Annotated in this window: 16 protein-coding genes and 1 pseudogene; 7 read left to right on the top strand and 10 right to left on the bottom strand. The window is 62.2% G+C overall.

Features of this window, described 5'->3' with window-relative positions:
* Positions 1 to 260 precede the first annotated feature (260 nt).
* Positions 261 to 1,901 (bottom strand): phosphoglucomutase (alpha-D-glucose-1,6-bisphosphate-dependent), encoded by a 1,641-nt coding sequence (pgm, locus tag CP49_RS38520; protein WP_057855308.1) that lies wholly within the window; start codon positions 1,899 to 1,901, stop codon positions 261 to 263.
* Between the two features lie 244 nt (positions 1,902 to 2,145).
* Positions 2,146 to 2,988 carry a dienelactone hydrolase family protein gene (locus CP49_RS38515; RefSeq protein ID WP_057855307.1) on the bottom strand — a complete coding sequence of 281 codons (843 nt, stop codon included), beginning with the start codon at positions 2,986 to 2,988 and terminating at the stop codon, positions 2,146 to 2,148.
* A 100-nt stretch (positions 2,989 to 3,088) separates the two neighbouring features.
* Between CP49_RS38515 and CP49_RS38510 the strand changes: the two genes are divergently transcribed.
* Positions 3,089 to 4,021, top strand: a complete 933-nt coding sequence (locus tag CP49_RS38510; protein WP_057855306.1) for a GlxA family transcriptional regulator — start codon at positions 3,089 to 3,091, stop codon at positions 4,019 to 4,021.
* A gap of 48 nt (positions 4,022 to 4,069) precedes the next feature.
* Here CP49_RS38510 and CP49_RS38505 read toward each other — a convergent pair whose 3' ends face one another.
* The 3 genes and pseudogenes from CP49_RS38505 to CP49_RS49555 all read right to left on the bottom strand — a co-directional run.
* Entirely contained in the window at positions 4,070 to 4,999 is a 930-nt protein-coding gene (locus CP49_RS38505) for a CobW family GTP-binding protein (protein WP_057855305.1), read from the bottom strand.
* 15 nt (positions 5,000 to 5,014) lie between these two features.
* A complete protein-coding gene (locus CP49_RS38500) occupies positions 5,015 to 6,505 on the bottom strand; it encodes an amidohydrolase family protein (protein WP_057855304.1) in 1,491 nt (496 codons plus the stop codon).
* 319 nt (positions 6,506 to 6,824) lie between these two features.
* Positions 6,825 to 6,992, bottom strand: a pseudogene (locus CP49_RS49555) (TrbI/VirB10 family protein); the annotation flags it as partial.
* A gap of 26 nt (positions 6,993 to 7,018) precedes the next feature.
* Between CP49_RS49555 and CP49_RS38495 the strand changes: the two are divergent.
* Positions 7,019 to 7,375 (top strand): YbaN family protein, encoded by a 357-nt coding sequence (locus CP49_RS38495; RefSeq protein WP_057855368.1) that lies wholly within the window; start codon positions 7,019 to 7,021, stop codon positions 7,373 to 7,375.
* A 300-nt stretch (positions 7,376 to 7,675) separates the two neighbouring features.
* Positions 7,676 to 8,476, top strand: a complete 801-nt coding sequence (locus CP49_RS38490; protein WP_063791842.1) for a methyltransferase domain-containing protein — start codon at positions 7,676 to 7,678, stop codon at positions 8,474 to 8,476.
* A 131-nt stretch (positions 8,477 to 8,607) separates the two neighbouring features.
* Here the strand turns inward: CP49_RS38490 and CP49_RS38485 are convergent, their stop codons facing one another.
* From CP49_RS38485 to CP49_RS38465, 5 genes are all read right to left on the bottom strand, one after another.
* A complete protein-coding gene (locus CP49_RS38485; RefSeq protein WP_063791841.1) occupies positions 8,608 to 10,032 on the bottom strand; it encodes a TRAP transporter large permease in 1,425 nt (474 codons plus the stop codon).
* A complete protein-coding gene (locus CP49_RS38480; RefSeq protein ID WP_057855302.1) occupies positions 10,029 to 10,592 on the bottom strand; it encodes a TRAP transporter small permease subunit in 564 nt (187 codons plus the stop codon). The genes CP49_RS38485 and CP49_RS38480 overlap by 4 nt, the downstream gene beginning before the upstream one ends.
* Before the next feature lie 98 nt (positions 10,593 to 10,690).
* Positions 10,691 to 11,797 carry a TRAP transporter substrate-binding protein gene (locus tag CP49_RS38475; RefSeq protein ID WP_057855301.1) on the bottom strand — a complete coding sequence of 369 codons (1,107 nt, stop codon included), beginning with the start codon at positions 11,795 to 11,797 and terminating at the stop codon, positions 10,691 to 10,693.
* A 331-nt stretch (positions 11,798 to 12,128) separates the two neighbouring features.
* Positions 12,129 to 14,912: a UPF0182 family membrane protein gene (locus tag CP49_RS38470; RefSeq protein ID WP_057855300.1), complete on the bottom strand. Its 2,784-nt coding sequence runs from the start codon at positions 14,910 to 14,912 to the stop codon at positions 12,129 to 12,131.
* A 161-nt stretch (positions 14,913 to 15,073) separates the two neighbouring features.
* On the bottom strand, positions 15,074 to 15,640 hold the full coding sequence (locus CP49_RS38465) for a hypothetical protein (RefSeq protein ID WP_057855299.1): 567 nt from the start codon (positions 15,638 to 15,640) through the stop codon (positions 15,074 to 15,076).
* Positions 15,641 to 15,786: 146 nt separating this feature from the next.
* Between CP49_RS38465 and CP49_RS38460 the strand changes: the two genes are divergently transcribed.
* The 4 genes from CP49_RS38460 (at position 15,787) to CP49_RS38445 (ending at position 20,931) form a co-directional block, all read left to right on the top strand.
* On the top strand, positions 15,787 to 18,651 hold the full coding sequence (locus tag CP49_RS38460; RefSeq protein ID WP_057855298.1) for a penicillin-binding protein 1A: 2,865 nt from the start codon (positions 15,787 to 15,789) through the stop codon (positions 18,649 to 18,651).
* A gap of 11 nt (positions 18,652 to 18,662) precedes the next feature.
* Positions 18,663 to 19,670, top strand: a complete 1,008-nt coding sequence (locus CP49_RS38455; protein ID WP_057855297.1) for a hypothetical protein — start codon at positions 18,663 to 18,665, stop codon at positions 19,668 to 19,670.
* 335 nt (positions 19,671 to 20,005) lie between these two features.
* On the top strand, positions 20,006 to 20,668 hold the full coding sequence (locus CP49_RS38450) for a hypothetical protein (RefSeq protein WP_057855296.1): 663 nt from the start codon (positions 20,006 to 20,008) through the stop codon (positions 20,666 to 20,668).
* On the top strand, positions 20,665 to 20,931 hold the full coding sequence (locus tag CP49_RS38445) for an HGGxSTG domain-containing protein (protein WP_057855295.1): 267 nt from the start codon (positions 20,665 to 20,667) through the stop codon (positions 20,929 to 20,931). Before CP49_RS38450 ends, CP49_RS38445 begins: the two co-directional genes overlap by 4 nt.
* The last annotated feature ends 204 nt before the right edge of the window (positions 20,932 to 21,135 follow it).

Genomic DNA, 21,135 nt, shown 5'->3' with positions numbered 1-21,135 from the left:
TTCCATCCCCCGGTAACCGCGATAGCTCACAGGCCCCCCGTTGCGGACGGCTTGCTGGCAGCTAACTCCCGATCCTAACACTGCGGGGGCCTTCGTGATTTCAGCGTGATCGCAAGCGCGACGGCGTCCGAAATTCAGCTCCGCAGCCGCCAGTGGTCAGGAGTGTGCCGAACTGGCGCAGCCGGGCGCAGTCTGGCGCAATATTCTTCCGTCGCCGGTAGGCGAACCCCGCGGCTTCTGCTGCCGGCTCACCGCTGAGGTCAGAAGGCCTTCGCGATGGCGCGCTGGGCGTCCTGCTGAATCGTCTTGAGATGGTTCTGGTCCCGGAAGCTCTCGGCGTAGATCTTGTAGACGTCTTCGGTGCCGGACGGCCGCGCGGCAAACCATCCCGCCTCGGACTCGACCTTGATGCCGCCGAAGGACTGATCGTTGCCCGGCGCCCGGATCCGGATCGCGCTGACCGGTTCACCGGCAAGCTGGCGCATATCGAGTTGCTCCGGCCCGAGCGCCTTTAGTGCGCTCTTCTGTTTCGGCGTTGCCGGTACGTCGATTCGCTCGTAATAGGGCACGCCGAGTTCGGCGGTCAGGCCGGCAAACAACTGACTTGGATCGCGGCCGGTGCGGCCGAGGATTTCGGCGGCGAGCAGCCCCATCACGACGCCGTCCTTGTCGGTCGTCCACACCGAGCCGTCGCGCTTGAGGAACGATGCGCCGGCGCTTTCCTCGCCGGCGAAGCCGAACGCACCGGTGCCGAGGCCTTCGACGAACCATTTGAAGCCGACCGGGGTTTCCACCAGCTTGCGATTCAACTTCCTTGCGACGCGATCGATGATCGAACTGGAGACAATGGTCTTGCCGATCGCGGCCTCCCTGCTCCATTGCGGCCGATGCTCGAACAGATAGGCGATCGCAGCCGCGAGAAAATGATTTGGATTCATCAGGCCACCCGTGCGCGTCACGATGCCGTGCCGATCGGCGTCGGTATCGTTGGCAAAGGCGACATCGAACCTGTCGCGCATCGCAATCAGGCTTGCCATCGCAAATGGCGAGGAACAATCCATCCGGATTTTTCCATCCCAGTCCGCCGTCATGAAACGGAACGTCGGGTCGACGGCAGCGTTCACAACAGTCGCGCTGATTCCGTAGTGCTCGATCAGCGGCTGCCAGTAGTGAACGGCGGCGCCGCCCAGTGGATCGATCCCGATTTTCACGCCCGATGATTTGATCAGCGCCATGTCCACGGCATTGCCGAGATCGGCGACATAGGGACGGATGTAGTCGTACAGATGTGTCGAGGGTGCCTTGCGGGCGCGCTCGTACGGCATTCGCGCCACGCCCTTCATGTCCGCTTCGATATAGGCGTTGGCGGCCTTTTCGACCTTTCCCGTTACATCGGTATCGGCGGGGCCGCCATGCGGCGGGTTGTATTTGTACCCGCCATCCTCCGGCGGATTGTGCGAAGGTGAGATGACGACGCCATCGGCGAGCCCGCTCGTTCGGCCCTTGTTGTAGCTCAAGATCGCATGCGAGATGACGGGCGTCGGCGTATAGCCGCTGCGCTCGTCGATCATGATCTCGACGCCGTTCGCGGCAAATACTTCCACCGCGCTCGCCAACGCCGGCTCGGCGAGCGCGTGCGTATCGATGCCGAGGAACAGCGGGCCGGTGAGCCCGGTTTCGCGGCGGTGATCGCAGATCGCCTGCGTCGTCGCCAGGATATGATTTTCGTTGAACGAATTCTTCAGCGACGTCCCGCGATGACCCGAGGTTCCGAAGGCAACGCGCTGGGTGGAATCGGACGGATCCGGTTTCGACGCAAAATAAGCCGTTACCAATTGCGGCACGTTGACGAGGGAGGCGGGGTCGACCGGCTTGCCGGCAGCGGGATTGGGGGCAGTCACATGACCTCACGGAATGGGTGATTTGGCCGCACTATACTTAGAAGCGATGGCGTGAGCAAAATTGAGCATTACGCCTGCAACGCAAGGCGATGCGGCCGCTTCTAGTAAACGCCGCGCTGGTGAGCCGGTTTCCTGTCGCCATGCGCGAAATACGGATTTAAATTCCGCCTCGGCCCATGCGAACCTGAATGGGAGCGCGCGGACGTGTTTGTTCTGCGGACGGCTATGTGATTTGGAGTGAAATCTAGTTTGAACAACGACCGCTTCGCGGAGACGCGAGCCTGTGCCTGAAGAACGCCAGGATCTCGTCGCGTGCCGCGATCGTCGGCTGGCCGGCCTCATCGATCAGGTGCGCGGTGACAACGCTATGCGGGGTCGTGACGTGGCGCTCGAAGAACGGCGCAAGATCGGTATTCGCCGCGCTGTCTGGAAGCACCCGTCCGATGAAACGATCACCGAGCGCTTCCGCATAGGCTGCGAAGCGTTGCGCCATGCAGAACTTGTCGCCCTCGAAGCGATAGGCCAATACCGTCAAATCTTCCCGCTCGAGCCGTTCGCGGACGCACCTGACTTCGTCGGGCGCGATTTCAATGCCTGCCGGATTGTTCAGCGGCAGCGACGGCTGCGACAGCACCGGCGCCAGCACCGATCGCTCAAGCATCATGGTCAGCGCAAAGTTTCCCGTAAAACACATCCCGATGGCGCCGACGCCGGGACCGCCGCACTCGCCATGTGCAAATCTCGCCAGCGACCGGAGCCACTTTGTCACCGGACTGGATTCGTTTGAAGCAAGCGCGCGAAACTCGGCGCTCACGCAGGCGCGCTGAAAGACAGCGGCGCCCTCCTCCGCGCCCGGAACGGCGCCATCCCGCCCGAACAGCGACGGCATATAGACGGTGAAGCCGGCGTCGCGCACCCAGCGCGCAAACCGCGCGACATGCGGGCTGATGCCCGGCATCTCCGTCATCACGATGACGGCGGGCCCTGTGCCGGCCACGTAGACGACCTTGGTAGTGCCGTCGAGCGCGATGTCGCGACGCATAAAATCATCGAGCGGATCGTCCTGCTTCATGGACCGTTTCGGCATCGGCGCTATTCCTCCCGGGCGGCATTTTTCACGGGCATCGTTGCGATTTAACGGTCGGTCGGCTAGTGTCAAAAATGACATTTATCGGGCATTTTTTGACATGACCAAAATCGCTATTGTCGAGATCGAGGGATGCATGGCATCGAGCGCGGCCATCACCCACGACGTCATCGCAACCGCCAACCGGATCAGCGCTGCAAAGCGCGCTCCTCCGCCATTCAAGGTTACGACGGTGCGTTTCGGATCCCGCCGAAGCGACGCCAATCTGCGCGGGATCGAACTCCTCATCGTCCCCGGCCTTGGAACGGCATCGGCAGACGAACTGGATAGAAAGTTGAAGAGCCCAGCGTGCCGGCGCGCAGGCGACATGCTCACCCGCGCGTTCAGCAACGGTGCCATGCTCGCCGCGTCCTGCGCGAGCACCTTCCTGTTGGCAGAGACGGGCCTGCTAGACGGCCGGCGGGCGACCACGACATGGTGGCTCGCGCCGCTGTTTCGGCAGCGCTATCCGAGAGTCGAACTACTGACAGAGCAGATGGTCGTCGCCGATTGGCCGATCGCAACCGCTGGCGCGGCGATGGCGCAAATGGACCTGATGCTTGCGGTCGTCGGCCGGTTCGCCGGACCAGGCTTGGCGAAAGCCTGCGCCAACTATCTCCTGCTGGATGAGCGGCGCTCCCAGGCGCCATTCATGGCGATCACATATCTGGCGGGCCAGGACCCCAGGATGGCCAAGGCCGAGAAATGGGTGCGCGACAACATCGCGCGTGACTTTGCGATCGAGGAGCTCGCCGAAGCCGTCGCACTGGCGCCACGGACATTTGCCCGGCGCATTGCTGCGACCTGCGGCGTCTCACCGATTCAGTTCGTGCAGAGGATCAGGCTGGAGACCGCGCGATTCCTGCTCGAAACCACGCGCCTGTCGGTTGACGAGATCGCGCGACGCGTAGGATATGCGGAGCCTTCCACGCTGCGCCGGCTGATCCGGCGCGACACGAAACATTCGCCCGGACATTTCCGTCCCGCGGCTTGAGTGTTTCCGTTGTTAGCGATGCCTTAGACGGATCGGACCCCACTCACTTCACCCAGCCTCGATGCACTCTTGCATGATCCGGTCGATCTCGGCGATCGAGAGAACCCCGATCTCGGCAATGAACACGATCCGTGCCCGCGGCACTTCGGGCGCGAGCGCCCCGCCGGGTGCCAACGTCGCGCGCCCGCCGGCGAGCTGAAACACCATCAACCGTCCGGGCTGCTCCACCGTCTCGAACAAGCCCTTCGCCCGGGCGAGCTTCGGCGCGAGCCGACCGATCGCTTGCTGCAACCGGGGAAGCGACACCGGCCGTTCCGACGTCCAGCTCAGCGTCTCGAACCGGTCAGCCGCCGGCCGTTGCGGCCTTATCTCGCGCGGCGCCGGCACGCGGTCCACGTCCGCGGGGAACAGCAGCGCTGCGGGGACTTCGCCATGCAGAGCATCGACCACCACCGCGGCCGGACGCAGCGCCCGGACAGCGTCGCGGAGCTGTGCGCGACCGGCCGCGTTCACCAGGTCCACCTTGCTGAACGCCACCACATCGGCCGTCCGGAGCTGCGAGCGCAGCAACGCGTCGTTCAACGTCTCTGCCGTTGTCGTCGCGTCCACCACGCACAGCACCGTTTCCAGCGGCGCCTCCCGCCAGATCAGGGGATCCATCAGGTTGCGCACAATATCCGAGGGATCGGCGATCCCGCTGGTTTCGATCACGATGAATTCGGGCCGCGGATCGCGTCGCAGCAGGGCGGCGAGCGTGCGCAGCAGATCGCCTTCCAGCGAGCAACAGATGCAGCCATTGCTCAGGCTGACCACCCCATCGCTGGCGCCCGCGATCAGCTCCGCATCGATGTTGATCGCGCCGAAATCGTTGACCACGGCAGCGATCCGCCGCCCCTCCGCATGCGCCAGCAGGTGGTTCACGACCGTGGTCTTGCCCGCGCCGAGGAAGCCGGTCACCAGCAGGATCGGGACTGGCACAATCGGCCCCCTACATCAGACTTGAACGACGGGCCGGCGCACCGGCCGGCCGGGCCTCGCCGCCACATCCAGCACGCCATCTGATATCAGCGCCTGGCCGCTGACCACCAGATGCCGTACGCCCTCTGACGGACGGTTCATCGCCGAGAAAGTTGCCCGGTCGGTCAGCGCCTCGAAATCGAACACGACAATGTCGGCATCCGCGCCCGGCTGCAGCTTTCCCTTGGCGCGCATGGCGGGCGTGCTGCGGGAAAGGATCTCCGCCGGGATCAGGGCGCATTTGCGGACGCCTTCCAGCAGCGATACCGCCTTGCGCTCACGGACCCACTCGCGGATGAAACGGGTGAAGCAACCCGCCGAACGCGGATGCGAGGTGGCGTCATCAGGCAGGGGCCAGGCGTCGCCGGAGTAAACGCTGCCGTCCGACAGCGTCCAGGGCATCGCGTCGGACGCAATCGCGCCGCCGGGATACAGCACCGAGATGTCCAGGAGGTCGCGGTGATGCGGATTGTTCTCTGTATCCAGGATATGCCACAGCACCAGCGTGGAGGGCTCCTCCGCCTGTGCCGCCAATAGCTCCTTTCGGTCGCGGAAGCGCCGCCCGTCGGTCACCCGCTGCACGGAATCATAGCCAGTGCCATTGCGCGCCTCGAACTCGGGGTCGCTGAAGAACGCCGCCGCCAGCACCGTCGAACCGGTGCCGTAGGGATAGGCTTCCACCGTGATCGGCAGGCCCTGCGCCTGCGCCTTGGCCACCAGCGCGGCGCAACGCTCCACGTCCGTCTTGCTGGAAGAGTTGAAGTGGCAGATGTGCATGTGCGCGCCGGTGGCGCCGGCATAGCCGATCAAGCGGATATAGGCCTCGGCGGCGCTTTCCGGGTCGATCCGGGACATGTAGGCGACGTGGGTGAAGGTCGCCACATCATGGGCCGCCGCCAGTTGGCACACCGCGGTCAGCTCCTGCACCCCGGCGCCCGGGGCATAGGCGTTGAGGATGCCGATGCCGATGCCGCCCTCGTTCAGTCCGTTTGCAAGGCGGTCGAGGATGCCGGCCACCTCGGCGTCGCTGGCCACGTTGTCGATCCAGCGGCGATCGCGCATGGCATTGCCGAACGCCTCCAGTGAGCTTTCCGCGTTGGAGCCGGTCATCGCGCCGATGCGCGCGAAGGCCCAGTTGGCAGCGGCTCCGTAGTTCAGCACGCGTCCATGAGTGGCCTGGCGCCGATACCAGGATGCGACCGGCAATACTCCCGCCTCGAGGTCGAGCGTCGTCGTCACCCCGTCGAACGCCTGCATGCGGTCGGCAGGGATCGACTGGCCGTGGGCGTGCAGGTCGATGAAGCCGGGAGCCACCACCAGCCCGGTCGCGTCGATCACCCGTTCGGCGCTCCCAAGCCCGGTGCCGACAGCAGAGATCTGGCCATCCAGCACCGCCACATCGCCAATGGCGTCCATCCCGCTTGCCGGATCCACCACCCGGCCGCCACTGATCACCAAGCCATCCATATCGCCACTCCTCAACGCAAGAACTTCAGGTCCGGCAAGGCTGGCAGCAGCTCCGCAGGCACGTAGACCGAACCGTCTCGACTCCAATAGAGGCAGATTTTCGGACCGACGACCACCTCCGCCGACGCTGACGCATTATGCGCCGAGCCTTCCACACTGCGCCCGGCTGATCCGGCGCGATACGAAACATTCGCCGCGCCGTTTCCGTCCGGCGGCGTGAGTTGCTCGGATGTCTTGTGCAGGCATCAATGGCGAACCAGCTAAAGACGCCCGTTGAGTGTACGCGCCGAAGCGCTGCGCTCCAGCGTCCCATACTTTCGAACGCGGCCTGACTGTCGTAACTACCGAACAATCGTGCCCCCTGCGGGACCAGTAGGAATCTTCCGGTCGAGGTGTCATAGACATGCTCGGTCACCTGCGCCGTGATCCTGGCCGGGCAGATCGGATTGGATGTCTGTGAGGGGCCACGGCCTGGAATTACAAGCCCTCGCTCTTGCATGATGGTTGTGGCTGATGCGTCGCGTTTACCTTGTTCTCGGCTTTATCTTCATCGCCCTCGGTTTTGTCGGCGCATTCTTGCCGGTGCTCCCGACGACGCCATTCCTCATTCTCGCCACGACCTGCTTCGCACGATCGTCTCCGCGGCTCGAAAACTGGCTTCTCTCCCATCCTCGCTTCGGGCCGACGCTGCGTGCGTGGCGGGAGCGCGGCGCGATTCCTCTGAGAGCCAAACTGCTGGCCCTTGCTGGCATAAGCGCCGGATTCCTGCTGTTCTGGATCGGAAGCGCGCCGGGCCCGATCCTGATGGCAAGCGTCGGCACACTCATGCTTGTGGGTCTGGTCTACGTCTTCACCAGACCGTCGGCTTGACGGCACCGTGCATCGTGCTGCTCGGCCATCGGAAGCACGAAGGCAGCCAGTGAACCAGGATGGAACCCTTCGGAACCGTTCGCGCAGGACGGCTGGCCTTGGAAAAATCGAGAGGCCATCGTGCTTGCCGATCCGCCGGACTTCCGCGAGGATGTCGAAAGCATTGGTCGGCAAACGAACCCGGAACTGGTCCTGGAGACGATGAGAGGCGGATGAAGACATCCACCTCACCGCACAGAGTCCCGACCACGAAGCTTTATGTCTTCCCGGCACCAGCTCGCTCTTGCACGAGGTGACACCATGCCCTCACCTGTTTCGCAAACCTTGATCGACGCTGCGAACACCTACGAGGCGCTGTTCGTTCCGGCACTCTTTCAGCAATGGGCGCCGATGGTGGCAGATGCCGCCAAAATCGAAAGCGGCGATCGCGTTCTGGACATTGCTTGCGGCACCGGAGTTCTGGCGCGCGAGGCGGCAAGGCGGACCGGGCGATCCGATCGGGTCGCCGCGCTCGATCCAAACGCAGGAATGCTGGCGGTGGCGCGAAGCCTCGCGCCCGGCATCGACTGGCAGGATGGAGCGGCTGAGGCGCTGCCGTTTCCGGACCGCTCGTTTGATGTCGTTGTGTGTCAATTCGGCCTGATGTTCTTTTCGGATCGCGACAAGGCCGTCCGGGAGATGCTGCGCGTGATGGTCCCTGGCGGCAGGTGCGCGGTCGCAGTTTGGGATGCCATCGAGAACGCCCCCGCATTCGCTGCCCTCGTGGGCCTGCTGGACCACGTCGCCGGGAGGCCCGCCGGTGATGCGCTTCGCGCGCCGTTTGCGCTCGGCGAGAGGCAGGTGCTCGCCACGTTGTTCAAGGGCGCCGGGGCCAACTCGATAAATCTTACGACGTGTAAAGGCGCGGCGCGGTTCTCCAACATGCGCGAGTTTGTAGAGGCGGAACTCAGGGGATGGCTACCCGTCATGGGAGTTGTGCTGCCGGAGCCGCAGATCGATCGGATCCTGGCGGAGGCGGAAACAATCCTCGCTCGCTATGTCACTGCCGATGGACTTGCGTTCGACATATCGGCGCATCTCGCAACCTGCAGACGACCTTAGGTCGCGAAGGATCGCGATACTGCTTCGGCACCAGGAGAAATCCCGAAGGAGCGGATCATGTCAGTCCAACTCAAGCCTCGTACAAGCGACGTAAACGGCAGGCTTTGCCGACTCGATCGGCCGACGCCCCACTACTTCTTTTTTGGTGTCAGCCAGTCTTCGTCTTCCAGACCCGGCGCTCGCTTCTGCTGTTCCAGGATTTTCTTATGCTCCTCGGGGATGACCTGACTGCGGGATGCCTCGTTCAGCGTCTGCGGGAACCAGGTCGCAATGCCGGGGAAGGCGATCATCAGCCCAACGCAGATCACCTGCAGGATCATGAACTGGAACATGCCGGCGTAAATCGTCGCGAGACTCCAGCCCTTGACCACCTGCTTGAGATAGTACGCTGACATGGCGACCGGCGGCGACAGGAAGGCGGTCTGCAGCACCACCGCAACCAATGCTGCGAACCATATGAGGTCGATGCCCATGCCCTTCACAACGGGGTAGAAGATCGGCAGGAACACCAGGATGATGGCTGGCCACTCAAACGGCCAACCCAGCAGGAAAATGAGCAACAGCACGACAATCAACATCAGGCTGGGCGGCAACTGGAGGCCGAGCATCGTCTCGGTGATCCAGTTCGCCGAGCCGAGGCGGGCGAACACCGCACCGAAAATGTTCGACGTGACCGCCAGTAGCAGGACCATGCTCGACGTCGCCATCGTCGAGATCAGCGCACGTTGCAGTCCGCCGAGCGAGAACCTGCGATATGCGATGGACAGGATCAGTGCGCCGACGCTGCCGATGCCGGCGGCCTCCGTCGGCGTCGCAAGTCCCCCGATGATCGAGCCGAGCGTCGCCGTGATGAGCCCGAGCAGGGGCAGCGTGCCGATGATCACCTCGCGCGCAATGTACCCCGCCGAGTAGATCCGCTCGTCCATTGGCACCGGCGGCCCGAGCTTGGGGTTCAGGAAGGCGCGGCCCATCAGATAGGCGATGTACATGCCGGCCAGCAGGAAGCCCGGCCCGAAGGCTGCAGCATAGAGATCGGCGACCGACACGCCGAGCACCGGCCCCATCACGATCAGCATCACCGACGGCGGAATGAGGATGCCGAGCGTGCCGCCTGCAGTGATGGTGCCCGCTGAAAGCTTGGCGTCATAACCCGCCTTCGTCATGATCGGCGAGGCCATGATGCCCAGAACGGTAACGGCTGCGCCGACGATGCCCGTTGCCATCGCGAATACGGTCGAGGTCAGGATGACGACGAGGAAGAGTGCGCCGCGCACCGGCGCAAGCAGCATCCGGAACGCCGTGAAAAGGCGCTCCATGAGCCCCGCCTGCTCGGTGATGAAGCCCATGAAGATGAACAGCGGCACGGCGGCCAGGAGCTCCTCCTTCATCAGGCCGATGGCCTGGAAGTAGGCGAGATCGAACACCGTCGCGCCCATGCCCACATAGCCGAACGCAAAGGCGAGAAACAGCAACGTGAACGAGATCGGCACGCCGATGAAGATCGCCCCAAGGAGCACCAGGAGCATGATGAGGCCGATGAGCGCTTCTGCGGTCATATCTCGACCTTCTCCTTGTGCTCGAGCTCGACGCCGGTGCGCACCATGTAGATGCTCTTGATCAACTCGGACACGCCCTGGATCAGCAGCAACAGGCAGGCGAGCGGCACGACGAACTTGAACGGCCACAGTACCGGCCGCCACGGCGTCTGATCCGACATTTCGTTGATCTGCCAGGAGTAATGAAACTCGTTCCAGCTAATAAGAAGCAGCATGATCAGGCTCGGGAAGAAGAAGACGATGTAGGAGATCGTGTCGATCAAGCCCTTCCTGCGGATGGAGAACTTGTCCCAGAAGAAATCGGTACGGATGTGAGCGCCCTTGTGCAGCGCGTAAGCGGCGCCTAGCATGAACAGCGAGCCGTAGAGCATGTAGGTTGCGTCGTAGGCCCAAATGGTCGGCGCGTTGAACAGGTAGCGCGCTGTAACCTCGTAGGCGACGGCCAGAACCAGCGGCACCGCCAGCCACGAAATGACCGTGCCGGTCCGATCCGTGAAGCCGTCGATGATCCGGATTATGGCCAGCAGCGCCGGCGACTGCCTGTCTGTTACCTCAGCCATCCCTCCCCCTATCGCCGACCGTTCGCGCCTTGCGGCGCGATGCGGGTCGGCCGCGTGCGAATGGAGGGCGGCCGAACCGGCCGCCCTCGGACGACGCCCTATTTCTCGACGGGGAAGTAGTAGTTCGCCATGAAGGAGTATGGCGGGAAATAGGACCGCTTGTACGGCACCACAGCGCTGGCATAGGCCTTCTGCGAGTCGTGCACCTTCTTGAAGAACGGGTTCCTGGCGCCCTCGGCCGCCGCGATCTCGTCCCACTTCTTGATGAAGGTCAGCAGGATCTCGGTCGGCGTGCGCAGGATCTGTACGCCGTGCTTCTGTTGCATCTCAGTCAACGCATCGGCGTTCTGGCGCTGCCACTTGGTCCACCAGACGAGGAATGTCTCGTTGGCCGCCGACTTGATGATCTCCTGGTGCTGCGGGCTGAGCTCTTTCCACACATCGCCGTTGATCACGATTTCGCCGACCGTCACGTTCTCGTGCAGGCCGGGCGAATAGTGGTACTTCCAGACGTTGTGGAAGCCGAGCTGCATGTCCTCGATGCCGCCGACCCATTCCGCACAATCGATCACGCCGCGCTGTGCGGAGGGAATGATCTCGCCGCCCGGCATGTTGACCACCGTGAAGCCGAGCGCTTGCCACACTTCGCCGGCCATGCCGGTCTGGCGGCATTTCATGCCCTTCATGTCCTCGACCGTCTGGATCGGCTTCTTGAACCAGCCGAAAGCCTGCGGCCCTGCAGGCAGGATGGGGAATACGACGACGTTGAGCTTGAGCTCCTTCTGATAGAACTCGTTGTACAGATCGAGGCCGCCGCCGTGATAGAACCAGCCCATCACGTCCATGTAGTCCATGCCGAACGTTCCGCCGGGACCCCCAGTGAACAGGATCGCGGTCTTGTTCTTGCCGGTCCAGTAGCCGGCCCAAGCATGCGCGCCGTCGAGCACCTTCTTGTGGGTCGCGTCCAGCACCTCGAAGGCCGGCACGACCTGGCCGGCGGGCATCGCCTCGATCTTCAACGTGCCGGCCGATAGCTTGTTCACCCGCTCGGCGAAGTAGGTGAAGTTATCATAGAGCGTGAGCGATGCCGGCCATGTGGCCTGCATCTTCAGCACCTTCGTCTGTGCCATGACAGCAGTAGTGGATCCGATAAACGCCGATACCATCAGGGCAGCAGCGATTGATCCCAGAAACAAGCGTTTCATGAGTCCTCTCCTCCCTTTGACGACGGGACCTTGGCGATCGTTTTCTTCGTTTTTTCTTGCCGCGCTTGGTCTCGAAACCAAGTCTGCCACCATCTCGCCAAATTGTCATCTTGCTTTCTGGCCACAGCAGGCGCCGACAGGCTGCTCGCTGCGTGGCGCGATTTTGGCGCGGGTCGCGCGCCGACGGATTTGCCGCTGCTTGTTGCACCGCGGCGATCTTCCTGCCGACGTCGGCACGCGGAGCGTGTGGCAAAAAGCTCGGCCTGCTCCATCCCCGGCATCGGAGCTGCTCCCGAATTGCCGACACAGCTCCTTTCCGTTCGGGCCTAAATTATTGGCCCGTGGAGCGTCGGTTCATTTCCTCCAGAAGCTCGCGCATTGCATCGAACTGCGTACCGAAGCCCTTCCAATCTCCGGACTTCAATCGCTCCACTGCTTGATTGTAGCGATCAAGCGCCTCCCGTGCCTGACTTGCCGGCGGGCCTGTTGCGGGCCTCTCCTCCATCGTGGTTGAAACTGCCGTAGTGCCGGGCTCCATGAACAGCGCTGACAAGGCCTCGGCGAGCGTCTCCTTCATCACCACATGTTCGCCGTAGGCCGCGATCACGCGTTTCAGCTCCGGCAGGTGTCCGTGCTCCGCTCGCAGATAGAGCGGCGTTACATAAAGGATCGAGTTCTCGATCGGGATCACAAGCAAGTTCGCACCGCGTATCACCCGCGATCCCATCTGATTCCACAGAGTGATTTGTTGCGATATCTCGGTACTCTGATTGATCCGCGCTTCGATCTGGAATGGTCCATAGACGAGCTTCTCCTTGGGAAACTCGTAGACGATTAGCTTGCCGTAGTCGGGCGCGTCGCAGCGCGCGGCGAGCCACGCGATCATGTTGTCGCGGCGGCTGGGCACCATCGGAAGCATGAGGAAGAACTCAGCCTGCGGCTCGCCGGGCAGCCGCATGATGATGTAGTAAGGCGCCATCATTGCGGTGCCGCCGCCACCCGGCTGGCGCGGGAACTGCCATAGATCCTCGCGGTTATAGAAAACGTCGGCCGCCTCCATGTGGTAAGTCTGATAGAGCCGCGCCTGGATCAGGAACAGATCCTCCGGATAGCGAATGTGCTTCTGCAAGTCTGACGGCATGGCCGCGAACGGCTTGAACAAGCTCGGAAAGATGCGCTGGAAGGTTGCGGCGATCGGGTCGGCGGTATCCATCAGATAAAAGTCGACGGTTCCGTTATAGGCATCGATGATAACCTTCACTGAATTGCGAATGTAGTTGAGGCGCAGCCCTTGCGCTGGCTGTGCATAGGGGAAATAGGAACTCATCGTATAGGCGTCCTGCATCCAGAACATCCGCCCATCACTGATGACCAGATAAGGATCGTGATCGAGCCTGAGGAAGGGAGCGATCGTTCCTACCCGTTGCTGGATATTGCGGCGGATCATGATCCGGCTGTCGGCGGTGATGTAGTTTGAGAGCACCAGGTTCGGGTCGTTGAAGTAATAAGCAAACAGGCCTCTCCACACCATCGCTCCGATCGGAACGCCACCGGTGCCATCATAGGCCGCGTAGACATTGTCCTTTCCCTTTGGATAGTCGAACTCGGGTGTGCTCCCTTTGACAATGACGTAGCTGTCGTGCTCCTCGCCGTAGTAGATGCGCGGTTCATGGATCTGGGGGCCTCCGTCGGCAACAGGAGGTATGTCGCGCAAATAAAGGAATGGCAGCCCTTCGGCGCTCTTGCGAGTGACCGGGCTCATCACCGCGCCGGTGCCGTGGGTAAACAGCACATGGCGGTTGACCCATGTCTGGGCATTCGGCGGCAGCAAGGAGGGCCGCAGCTCGCGGGCCGAGATCATTACGCTTTGGTAGGAGCCATCGAGCCAATAGCGGTCAACGTCAAGATGATGGAATTTGTAGTAGGTGCGGATCTCCTGCAGTTGCGCGTAGGTATCCGACAAGGGCTGCCAGTCCCACAGCCTGATATTCTCGATTGTCGCCTTGTTGGCGTCGAGCGTCTTGAATGTAAGCTTCTGTTCGGCAGCAAACGGCTTGGCTGCGATCTGATCGAGATTGTATGCCTGCCGGGTGAGCGCGATGTTGCGCTCAATGTAGGGCTTCTCCAGCTCCAACTCGCTTGGTTTGACAAAGAACTGCCGGAACAGCACGGGAGCTATGCCGGACAGCACCAAAGAGCCGATGACGACAAGCATGACCGCGGCGGCAGGGAGCCGGTAGGTCCTCACCCGGAGGTTGGCCAACGCAGCAACCGCCGCGCTGATCGACAGAGCGATCATTAGCCACAGGCCCGGCAGCCCCACATACACATCAGTGTAGCTGGCGCCGACGACGACGCCGTTGTCGCCATAGAGCAGCAGATAACGGTCGAGGACGTACGACCAGGCCTTCACGGCGAACAGGAGAGCAAGCAACGCCGAGCCGTGAGCAATCGCAGTCGGCGACATTGATCGGTGCTGCACGTCGTATTCGATGTCGCCATGCACCCAGTAGATCGCTGCGGCGAAAAGCGCGCTCAGAACGAGCGTGAGCAGCATCCAGTTTTTGACGAGGATATAGGCCGGCAGCACGAAGAGATAGAAACCGATGTCCTTGTTGAAGAGCGGATCGTCTGCGCCGTAGGGAACGTGATAGAAAAACTGCAGGATGGCGCCCCAATTGCCCACTTCTGCCGCAGCAACCAGCAGAGCGAGAAAGCCAGCGCCGCCCGCGATGACCCGGTACCATGGCAGCCGGTCGCGCACGACCGCGAACAGGTCGGGCGGCGGCACGTTGCCCGCAAGATTCGACACAAAGGCCGCGACGGATTGCGGCGGCTGGCGCCTGGCAAAGCGCACCGCGAGCCATCCATTCAACCAAAGAACCAGCGCAGTTGCGGTCCAGACTGCAAAAAGAACGACGGCTTTGGCGCCGATTGTCGTCCAAAAAACCTGCGGATAACCGATCGCGGAAAACCACAGCCAGTCAACCAGCAAGTCGCTCGTGAGCCAGAGCAGGATCAGGCAAATCCCGACGAAGACGGCCGCAATGATGGCCCCGACCACGGCGCTTTGCCTTGGCACCTTCCGTTCGGGTCCGGTAATCCCGATCGTCATGGCTTAATGATAGCAGAAATGAAGGACGCTTGCCGCTTAATTCATGATGGGATTGCGCGTCACAGCGGAAATCACCGGCGAAGGCAGTTGAGCATCTTCACCGCGCCTCGTGGCGTCCAGGCCCGGTCGTCACGACTGCAAATCACATCAAGCGCAAAACTTCACTCATCCAATTTCTTGCTCAATTCAGGATTGAGCTTGTTCCGATCGACCGACTGATAGAACGTGATGGGTCTGCATTTTCCCTCGAAATCCGCGAGGACAATGGCCGTCCACGGACCCGTGTTCTCGCCCGAACCGTCACGGAGGTCCGGCATGACCTTGCGAGCAGCGATCACATACCAAGCGCGACCAGCCGCTGCCGCCTTCGCAGCCGCCGCGAACTCATCCAATATTCCGCGCAGATTTTTGCGCATTTCTTCTTCGCTGTCGCCGCGCAGGTATTTTCGAGACGACTTTCCCGCCTCGCCGTACTCATGATGAATGTTCAACTGCAACCGGGCATCATCCACTTCGATCTTGGTGACCCGTATCGCGGCTCCGCCTTCGCGAAGATAGTCTCGCACCCGGACGTCGCAGGCCAAAAATCTGTCCGTGGGTGGCTGAGCGACGCTGGCTGCAGGGGGGACCGCGGTCTTCTTTTTTCGAGGAGCAGCATCCGCAGGCATCGTGGCGATGCCGGCGCTGAGAAGCGCCACGGCAAGCACGACTGGAAGAGGGGCATTCATGAGTGCACTGCCAATGCGGTGCTTCTAAAACGCACTGGCCGCGGCGTTAGTTCCGGGGCTAGGGAACTTTTTGCTCAGTACAGCCTTGTTTAGTGTTCTAGAAAAACGGGACCTTACGGAGGCGGCTTTTCGACCGTCGACAGGTCATGGATTCGATTCTCATCAAGATCTTCGCGACGGCGCTTGCCTTCAGCCAGGTCACTACCCGGCCGGATGGGGTCAAGACGGAGTTCGATGCGGTGCGCGACCGTTTCGAGGTGGCGCAGCTTTTGAATGCCGGCTGCGCCCACATGCGCAAGGCTTTCGACATCGAGGACATCAACCTGGACGATCTGATTGCCACTGCCATGGATGACAAGGAGGCGTTGAGCAGCGAGATCAAAGCGCTCAAAGGACTGAATCTGGCCGACCTCCAGATGGCCTACAGGCAGTTCTGCAAAGTCGAAAAAGCGGAAGGATCTCCGGTCGATCTTGGTCAGGTCATCGCTTTCTACAACAGCGCGGTCAAGGATCTGCCTGACGCCGCGCAGCTTAAGCACCTCAGTCTTCCTGGCATGAGCGTAGTCCTCGACAACAAGAGCGAGCGCCTTGCTGAGATTTACGCGCCGAACAATCGCCGCATCTGGGTCAAGCTTGCGGATATCCCGGAAGCGGTGCGCAACGCATTCATCGCCGCCGAGGACAAGCGTTTCTTCCAACACGCCGGCATTGACGAGCGCGGACTGGTCCGCGCCTTCATCGGCAACTTCACGCAGCCGAGCCGGCCGCAGGGCGGCTCGACCATTACGCAGCAGGTCGTCAAGAACCTGCTGGTGGGCAACGACATCACTTACGAAAGAAAACTGCGCGAAATGATCGTTGCCTCGCGGATGGAGCGCGTCCTGACCAAGGCGGAGATCCTCGAGCTCTATCTCAACTCGATCTATCTCGGTCGCGGAGCCTGGGGCATCGAGATGGCGGCGCGCAGCTATTTCGGTAAATCAGCCAAAGCGCTCTCCGCAGTCGAGGGCGCGCTGCTCGCCGGGCTCGCCAAGGGACCGAACTACTTCAATCCCGACCACCTCCCTGAGCGCGCGCGCGAGCGCCTTGCCTACGTGCTGGGTCGCATGCAGGACGATGCCATGATCGACGCCGCCGCGGCGCAAGCAGTATTGCCGCGGCTTGCCGAGTACCGGCCGACGCGACGGGACTTCGCCTTTCACTTCGTCGATCACATCGCCCGCGAGGCAAAGGTGGTCGCGGGCCTCGATACGCTCACCAAATCCTCCTACACGGTGCGCTCGACCGTCAACTCGGCCCTGCAGCGCGTTGTCGAAGCGACATTGCAGGAGGGCCTCGCGCGGTACGAGTTGAACACCAATCGTTACAAATTTGAGGGACCCGAGGCGAACATTTCCGATGCTGTCCGTCTCAGAGCGGCTGACCTGAGGGGCACGGAACCGGCCTGGCTCGCGGCGTTGAAGGCGACGCGGCTACCTCTCTATGACGTTCACTGGGAATCGGCGGTCGTGCTGGAGAATACGCGTGGCAAAAGCGGCCATGCGATCAACGTCGGCCTGACCGACGGAAGCATCCTGCCGCTGAACACCTGGAGCGCTGCGATCAGGCGCAGTCTCAAGCCGTACGACGTGGTCTACGTGCAGGTGCGCAAAGCCAGTGGTAAGCAAGCGGCGCGTGCTGATCTGCGCATTCGACCGACCGTGCAGGGAGCGGCGCTCGTGCTCGAGAACGAAACCGGCCGCATTCTCGCGATGGCGGGCGGCTTTTCGTATCCGGCAAGCCAGCTCAACCGCGTCGTGCAGAGCCCGCGGCAACCCGGCTCCACCTTGAAGCCGCTGACCTACCTCGCCGCCCTTCGGAAGGGATTGCAGCCCAACACGCTGGTGATGGACGAACCTATTACGCTGGCACCGATCGGGGCGACTGGCTCCGCGCGCCAGCGCGGTTTCTGGTCGCCGAAGAACTACGAGGGCGGCGCTTCGGGCGCCATTACACTGCGGCGTGCGCTGGAAAACTCCCGGAATCTCGCCACCGCGCAACTGCTTGCGACCGGTCTCGACGACAGCGCCGAGCGAGGTCTCGACCGGGTTTGCGAGGTCGCGATGGAAGCGCAGCTCTACAAGGAATGCATGCGCTACTACCCGTTCGTGCTCGGTGCCCAAACTGTGCGGCTCATCGACCTTGCGGCGTTCTATGCAGCGATCGCCAACGAAGGCGCACGGCCCCAGCCCCATGCGATCGAAACGATCGAACAGGACGGCCGCCCAATCTACCGGCACGACCCGCATGCGGTGTCCTGGATCGGCTTCGCCGACCGGGCATCGTTTTACCAGCTGAAATCAATGCTGCAGGGCGTGCTCGCGCGCGGAACCGGGCGCGGGGTGAAGCATCTCTCGCCCTATGCCGGCGGCAAGACTGGTACCACTGATGATTCGGCCGATGCCTGGTTCGTCGGTTTCACAAATGACGTCACGATCGCCATCTGGGTCGGCTACGACAATGGCGACGGCGGGCGCCGCACCCTTGGGCGCGGCCAGACCGGCGGGAAAGTGGCGCTGCCGATGTTCGAGCCGATCGTGCAGGCAGCCTGGGAGCTGCACGCTCCCAAGACGGCGTTGAACGGCCCTTCGCGCGAAGCCATGCGTCAGCTCGTTGCTCTGTCGATCGATCCCCATACCGGCGATCCTGCACCGGCCGGCTCCGGGCGCGCGTTCACCGAGTACTTAAAGAGGGATCCGTCGGGCAGAATCGATGATACGCAATTTCGGATCGTCTCGCGTGCAGAACGCTACGCCCATCGTGGCGGTTATGACGAAGACGACGGGCCATTCCAGCAGTGGTCCCACGATAACCGTCTTTACGGCGATAACCGGCCGCCCTTTCCGTTCCCCAACTGGCGTCTTGGTCCGCGCGAATATCCCTCCTGGCGCGGATATCCCGATGACGAGGACCGCCTCCCGCGACCGCCGCTCCGAGTCGATCCCGATTATTTCTGGCGGCGGCTAAATTGAGCATTGACGCCATGAGACGCCACCATGCCGCTGTCCTCATCGCCGCCTGCGTGGCCACTTGCACGGGCGCGGCCGCGCAGGAATTCCAGGTGGAGGACGTGCCCGCAGCCACCAGCGTTCCGATCGCACAGATCAAACCGCGCACGGTCATCTTCGCCGACCAGCGCAACGACAAGCTCGCCGATTCCTCGACCGGGCTCATGCCTTTCGACGATTGGGCCCGCTCGCGTCCGGTTCAGCGGCGCTTCCTCTCGCTCTTCCCGAGCTTCGTTGAACCCACGCTCAACCAACAAACCAAGCTGAAGCTCTCGGTCTACCAGGCGGAGGCGCGGTTTCGACTTCCAAGACCGGCAGCGGCATTGGATCTGTCAAGATATGCAAATGTCGCGTTCCTCGAGCAGATCGATCCGGCAGTCAAGCACCGGCCGATCACGGCGGGCGATGCTGTTCCCGACAAGGACACCGGCGCCGCGCTCAACCGTCCGCCGGATCGCCGCTGGTGCGAGGACGCCAAGGCGATCTGCGTGCAGTCCCGCTACATGTTCGAGGGGAAAATTCCGGCGGGCATTCAGCTTGCCAACAAGCTGCGCGAGGAGAGCAAAAAGCCCATTCCGGATTTCATCGAGTTCCAGAGTGAGATCATGTTGGTCGCGCAGCCGCACCTTGCCGAGCTGCCAAGCCTGACAGGGCTCGACTCCACGGTCACCGGCGGGCTCGAGCAGAACATCTTTTGGGTGAACCAGGTCATCCAGTTCGGCAAGCTGCTTGCGGTTCTGCAACAGCATCCGACCGAGCGGGAAGCCGCCATCGCGACGGTTTACATCGTGATTGCGGTCAGGAACGACGTGCTGAACAAGCAAAGGGAGCACAGCAAAACACCCATCCTGCGCAACCTCGTGCCAGCGCAACTGCTCATGGGCAACAGCTCCTTCAACAGCGGCGATTCGCTGAGCGCCGGCCTGCCGAAATACGCCAGAAGCCGCATCAAGGCGATCGCCGAAATGATGGAGCGGGAATGAGCGGAGCGTGTGCGGACAACTGCGGGTGAGGTTGGAGAACTCCGCTTCGAAGGTGCGCGCCCCCAAAATATCGAAAACAACCCCATGCAAAGTAGCATGCGGCCCGCCGGCATGAATGCTTCGACAAGGCAACTTGACACGTCGGGCAAATCAGGGGCATTCCTTCATCATTCCGCAATCTTGTAAGTCCACGTCGCCCTGCAATCGCGGGCTCGTCGGTGCGATCGCGGCTGAAAATCCTCACCCACAATTGAAATGACAGGGATCGCCGCGGCGAGCGATCGCCTGCGCGTGGCCGAACCGCGCGCTTGCCGCGCGTGCCAGGGAGTATCGACATGAACACCGCTCCAGACCTTGCTATGTCAACGGCGATTGCCGCGACTGACCAGACCAAAGCTGCCGCAGCCCCGCGGATAAAGCTCCTGTCGCACGGATTCTCCATCGACCATCCAGACCCTGAAATCGGCGAACAGCTCATGGCGAACGCGCTCGGGGCAGCCGACCGCGAATCGATGGATGGCATCCTCCGGCAATTGGTCAGGGCCAGCGTGAGCGGCGGGAGTCCCGACGAGGTCAACGTCTCTTTCATGATTTCGATGGTGAAGAGCATTCGCCCCCGGGATTCCGTCGAGGCCATGCTGGTGGCGCAGATGGTTTCCGTTCATGTGATGGCGATGCGATGCGCCCATCACCTTGCGAATGCGGAAGACCTCGCCCGGCACGACAGCGCCGCGCGCGCATTGGGCAGGCTCACCCGTACGTTTCCCACTCAGATCGAGGCGCTCAACCGCTACCGGAGCCATGGCGAGCCCGCCATCACCGTGCAGAACGTGTCGGTGGGAGATGGCGGCAAGGCCATCGTCGGCAACGTCACGCAGCATGCGAGCGTGATCGTTTCGGACAAGAGACCGGCATCCGCAGCGCGGAAGGCGCGGAAGGCCGCAGGCTCCAAGCGAGGGACCGATTCCGCTGATGCCAGGCGGGAAGCAGAGGCATGAGCGATCACATCAGAAATACCGGCCCGATGCTGGCGAGCCCACGTTGTGGCGCCAAAACCTGTTCCGGCGGCGCGTGCCGCTCACCGGCGGTGCACGGCAAAAAGCGCTGCCGCATGCACGGCGGTGCACCGGGATCCGGCGCGCCAAGGGCAAACCAGAACGCGCGCAAGCACGGCCTGTTCACCAGGGATGCGATCGCCGAGCGAAGGCAGATTCAGGCGTTGCTGGGTGAAGCGCGGAAGGTGTTGGAAGAGATGAAGTGATTGTTTTTCGCAGAAGGGTGCGCCACGCGTTGGCGAGCTTGCCCTTCTCTTGCACCGACAGCATTCGATTTCTAGCTAGCCATACCTGCCGTTCAAGCATTGGGGATTTCGGTGATAGTGCACTCAACAACCTCTGTGGTTTTATGCACTGGACTGCACCCCTCAAGTGAGACACGATAATCTCGGTGACAGTGCGGTTGCCAC

This window comes from Bradyrhizobium valentinum (assembly GCF_001440405.1).
Lineage (GTDB): Bacteria > Pseudomonadota > Alphaproteobacteria > Rhizobiales > Xanthobacteraceae > Bradyrhizobium > Bradyrhizobium valentinum.
This window is presented reverse-complemented; position numbering and strand designations above follow the sequence as displayed.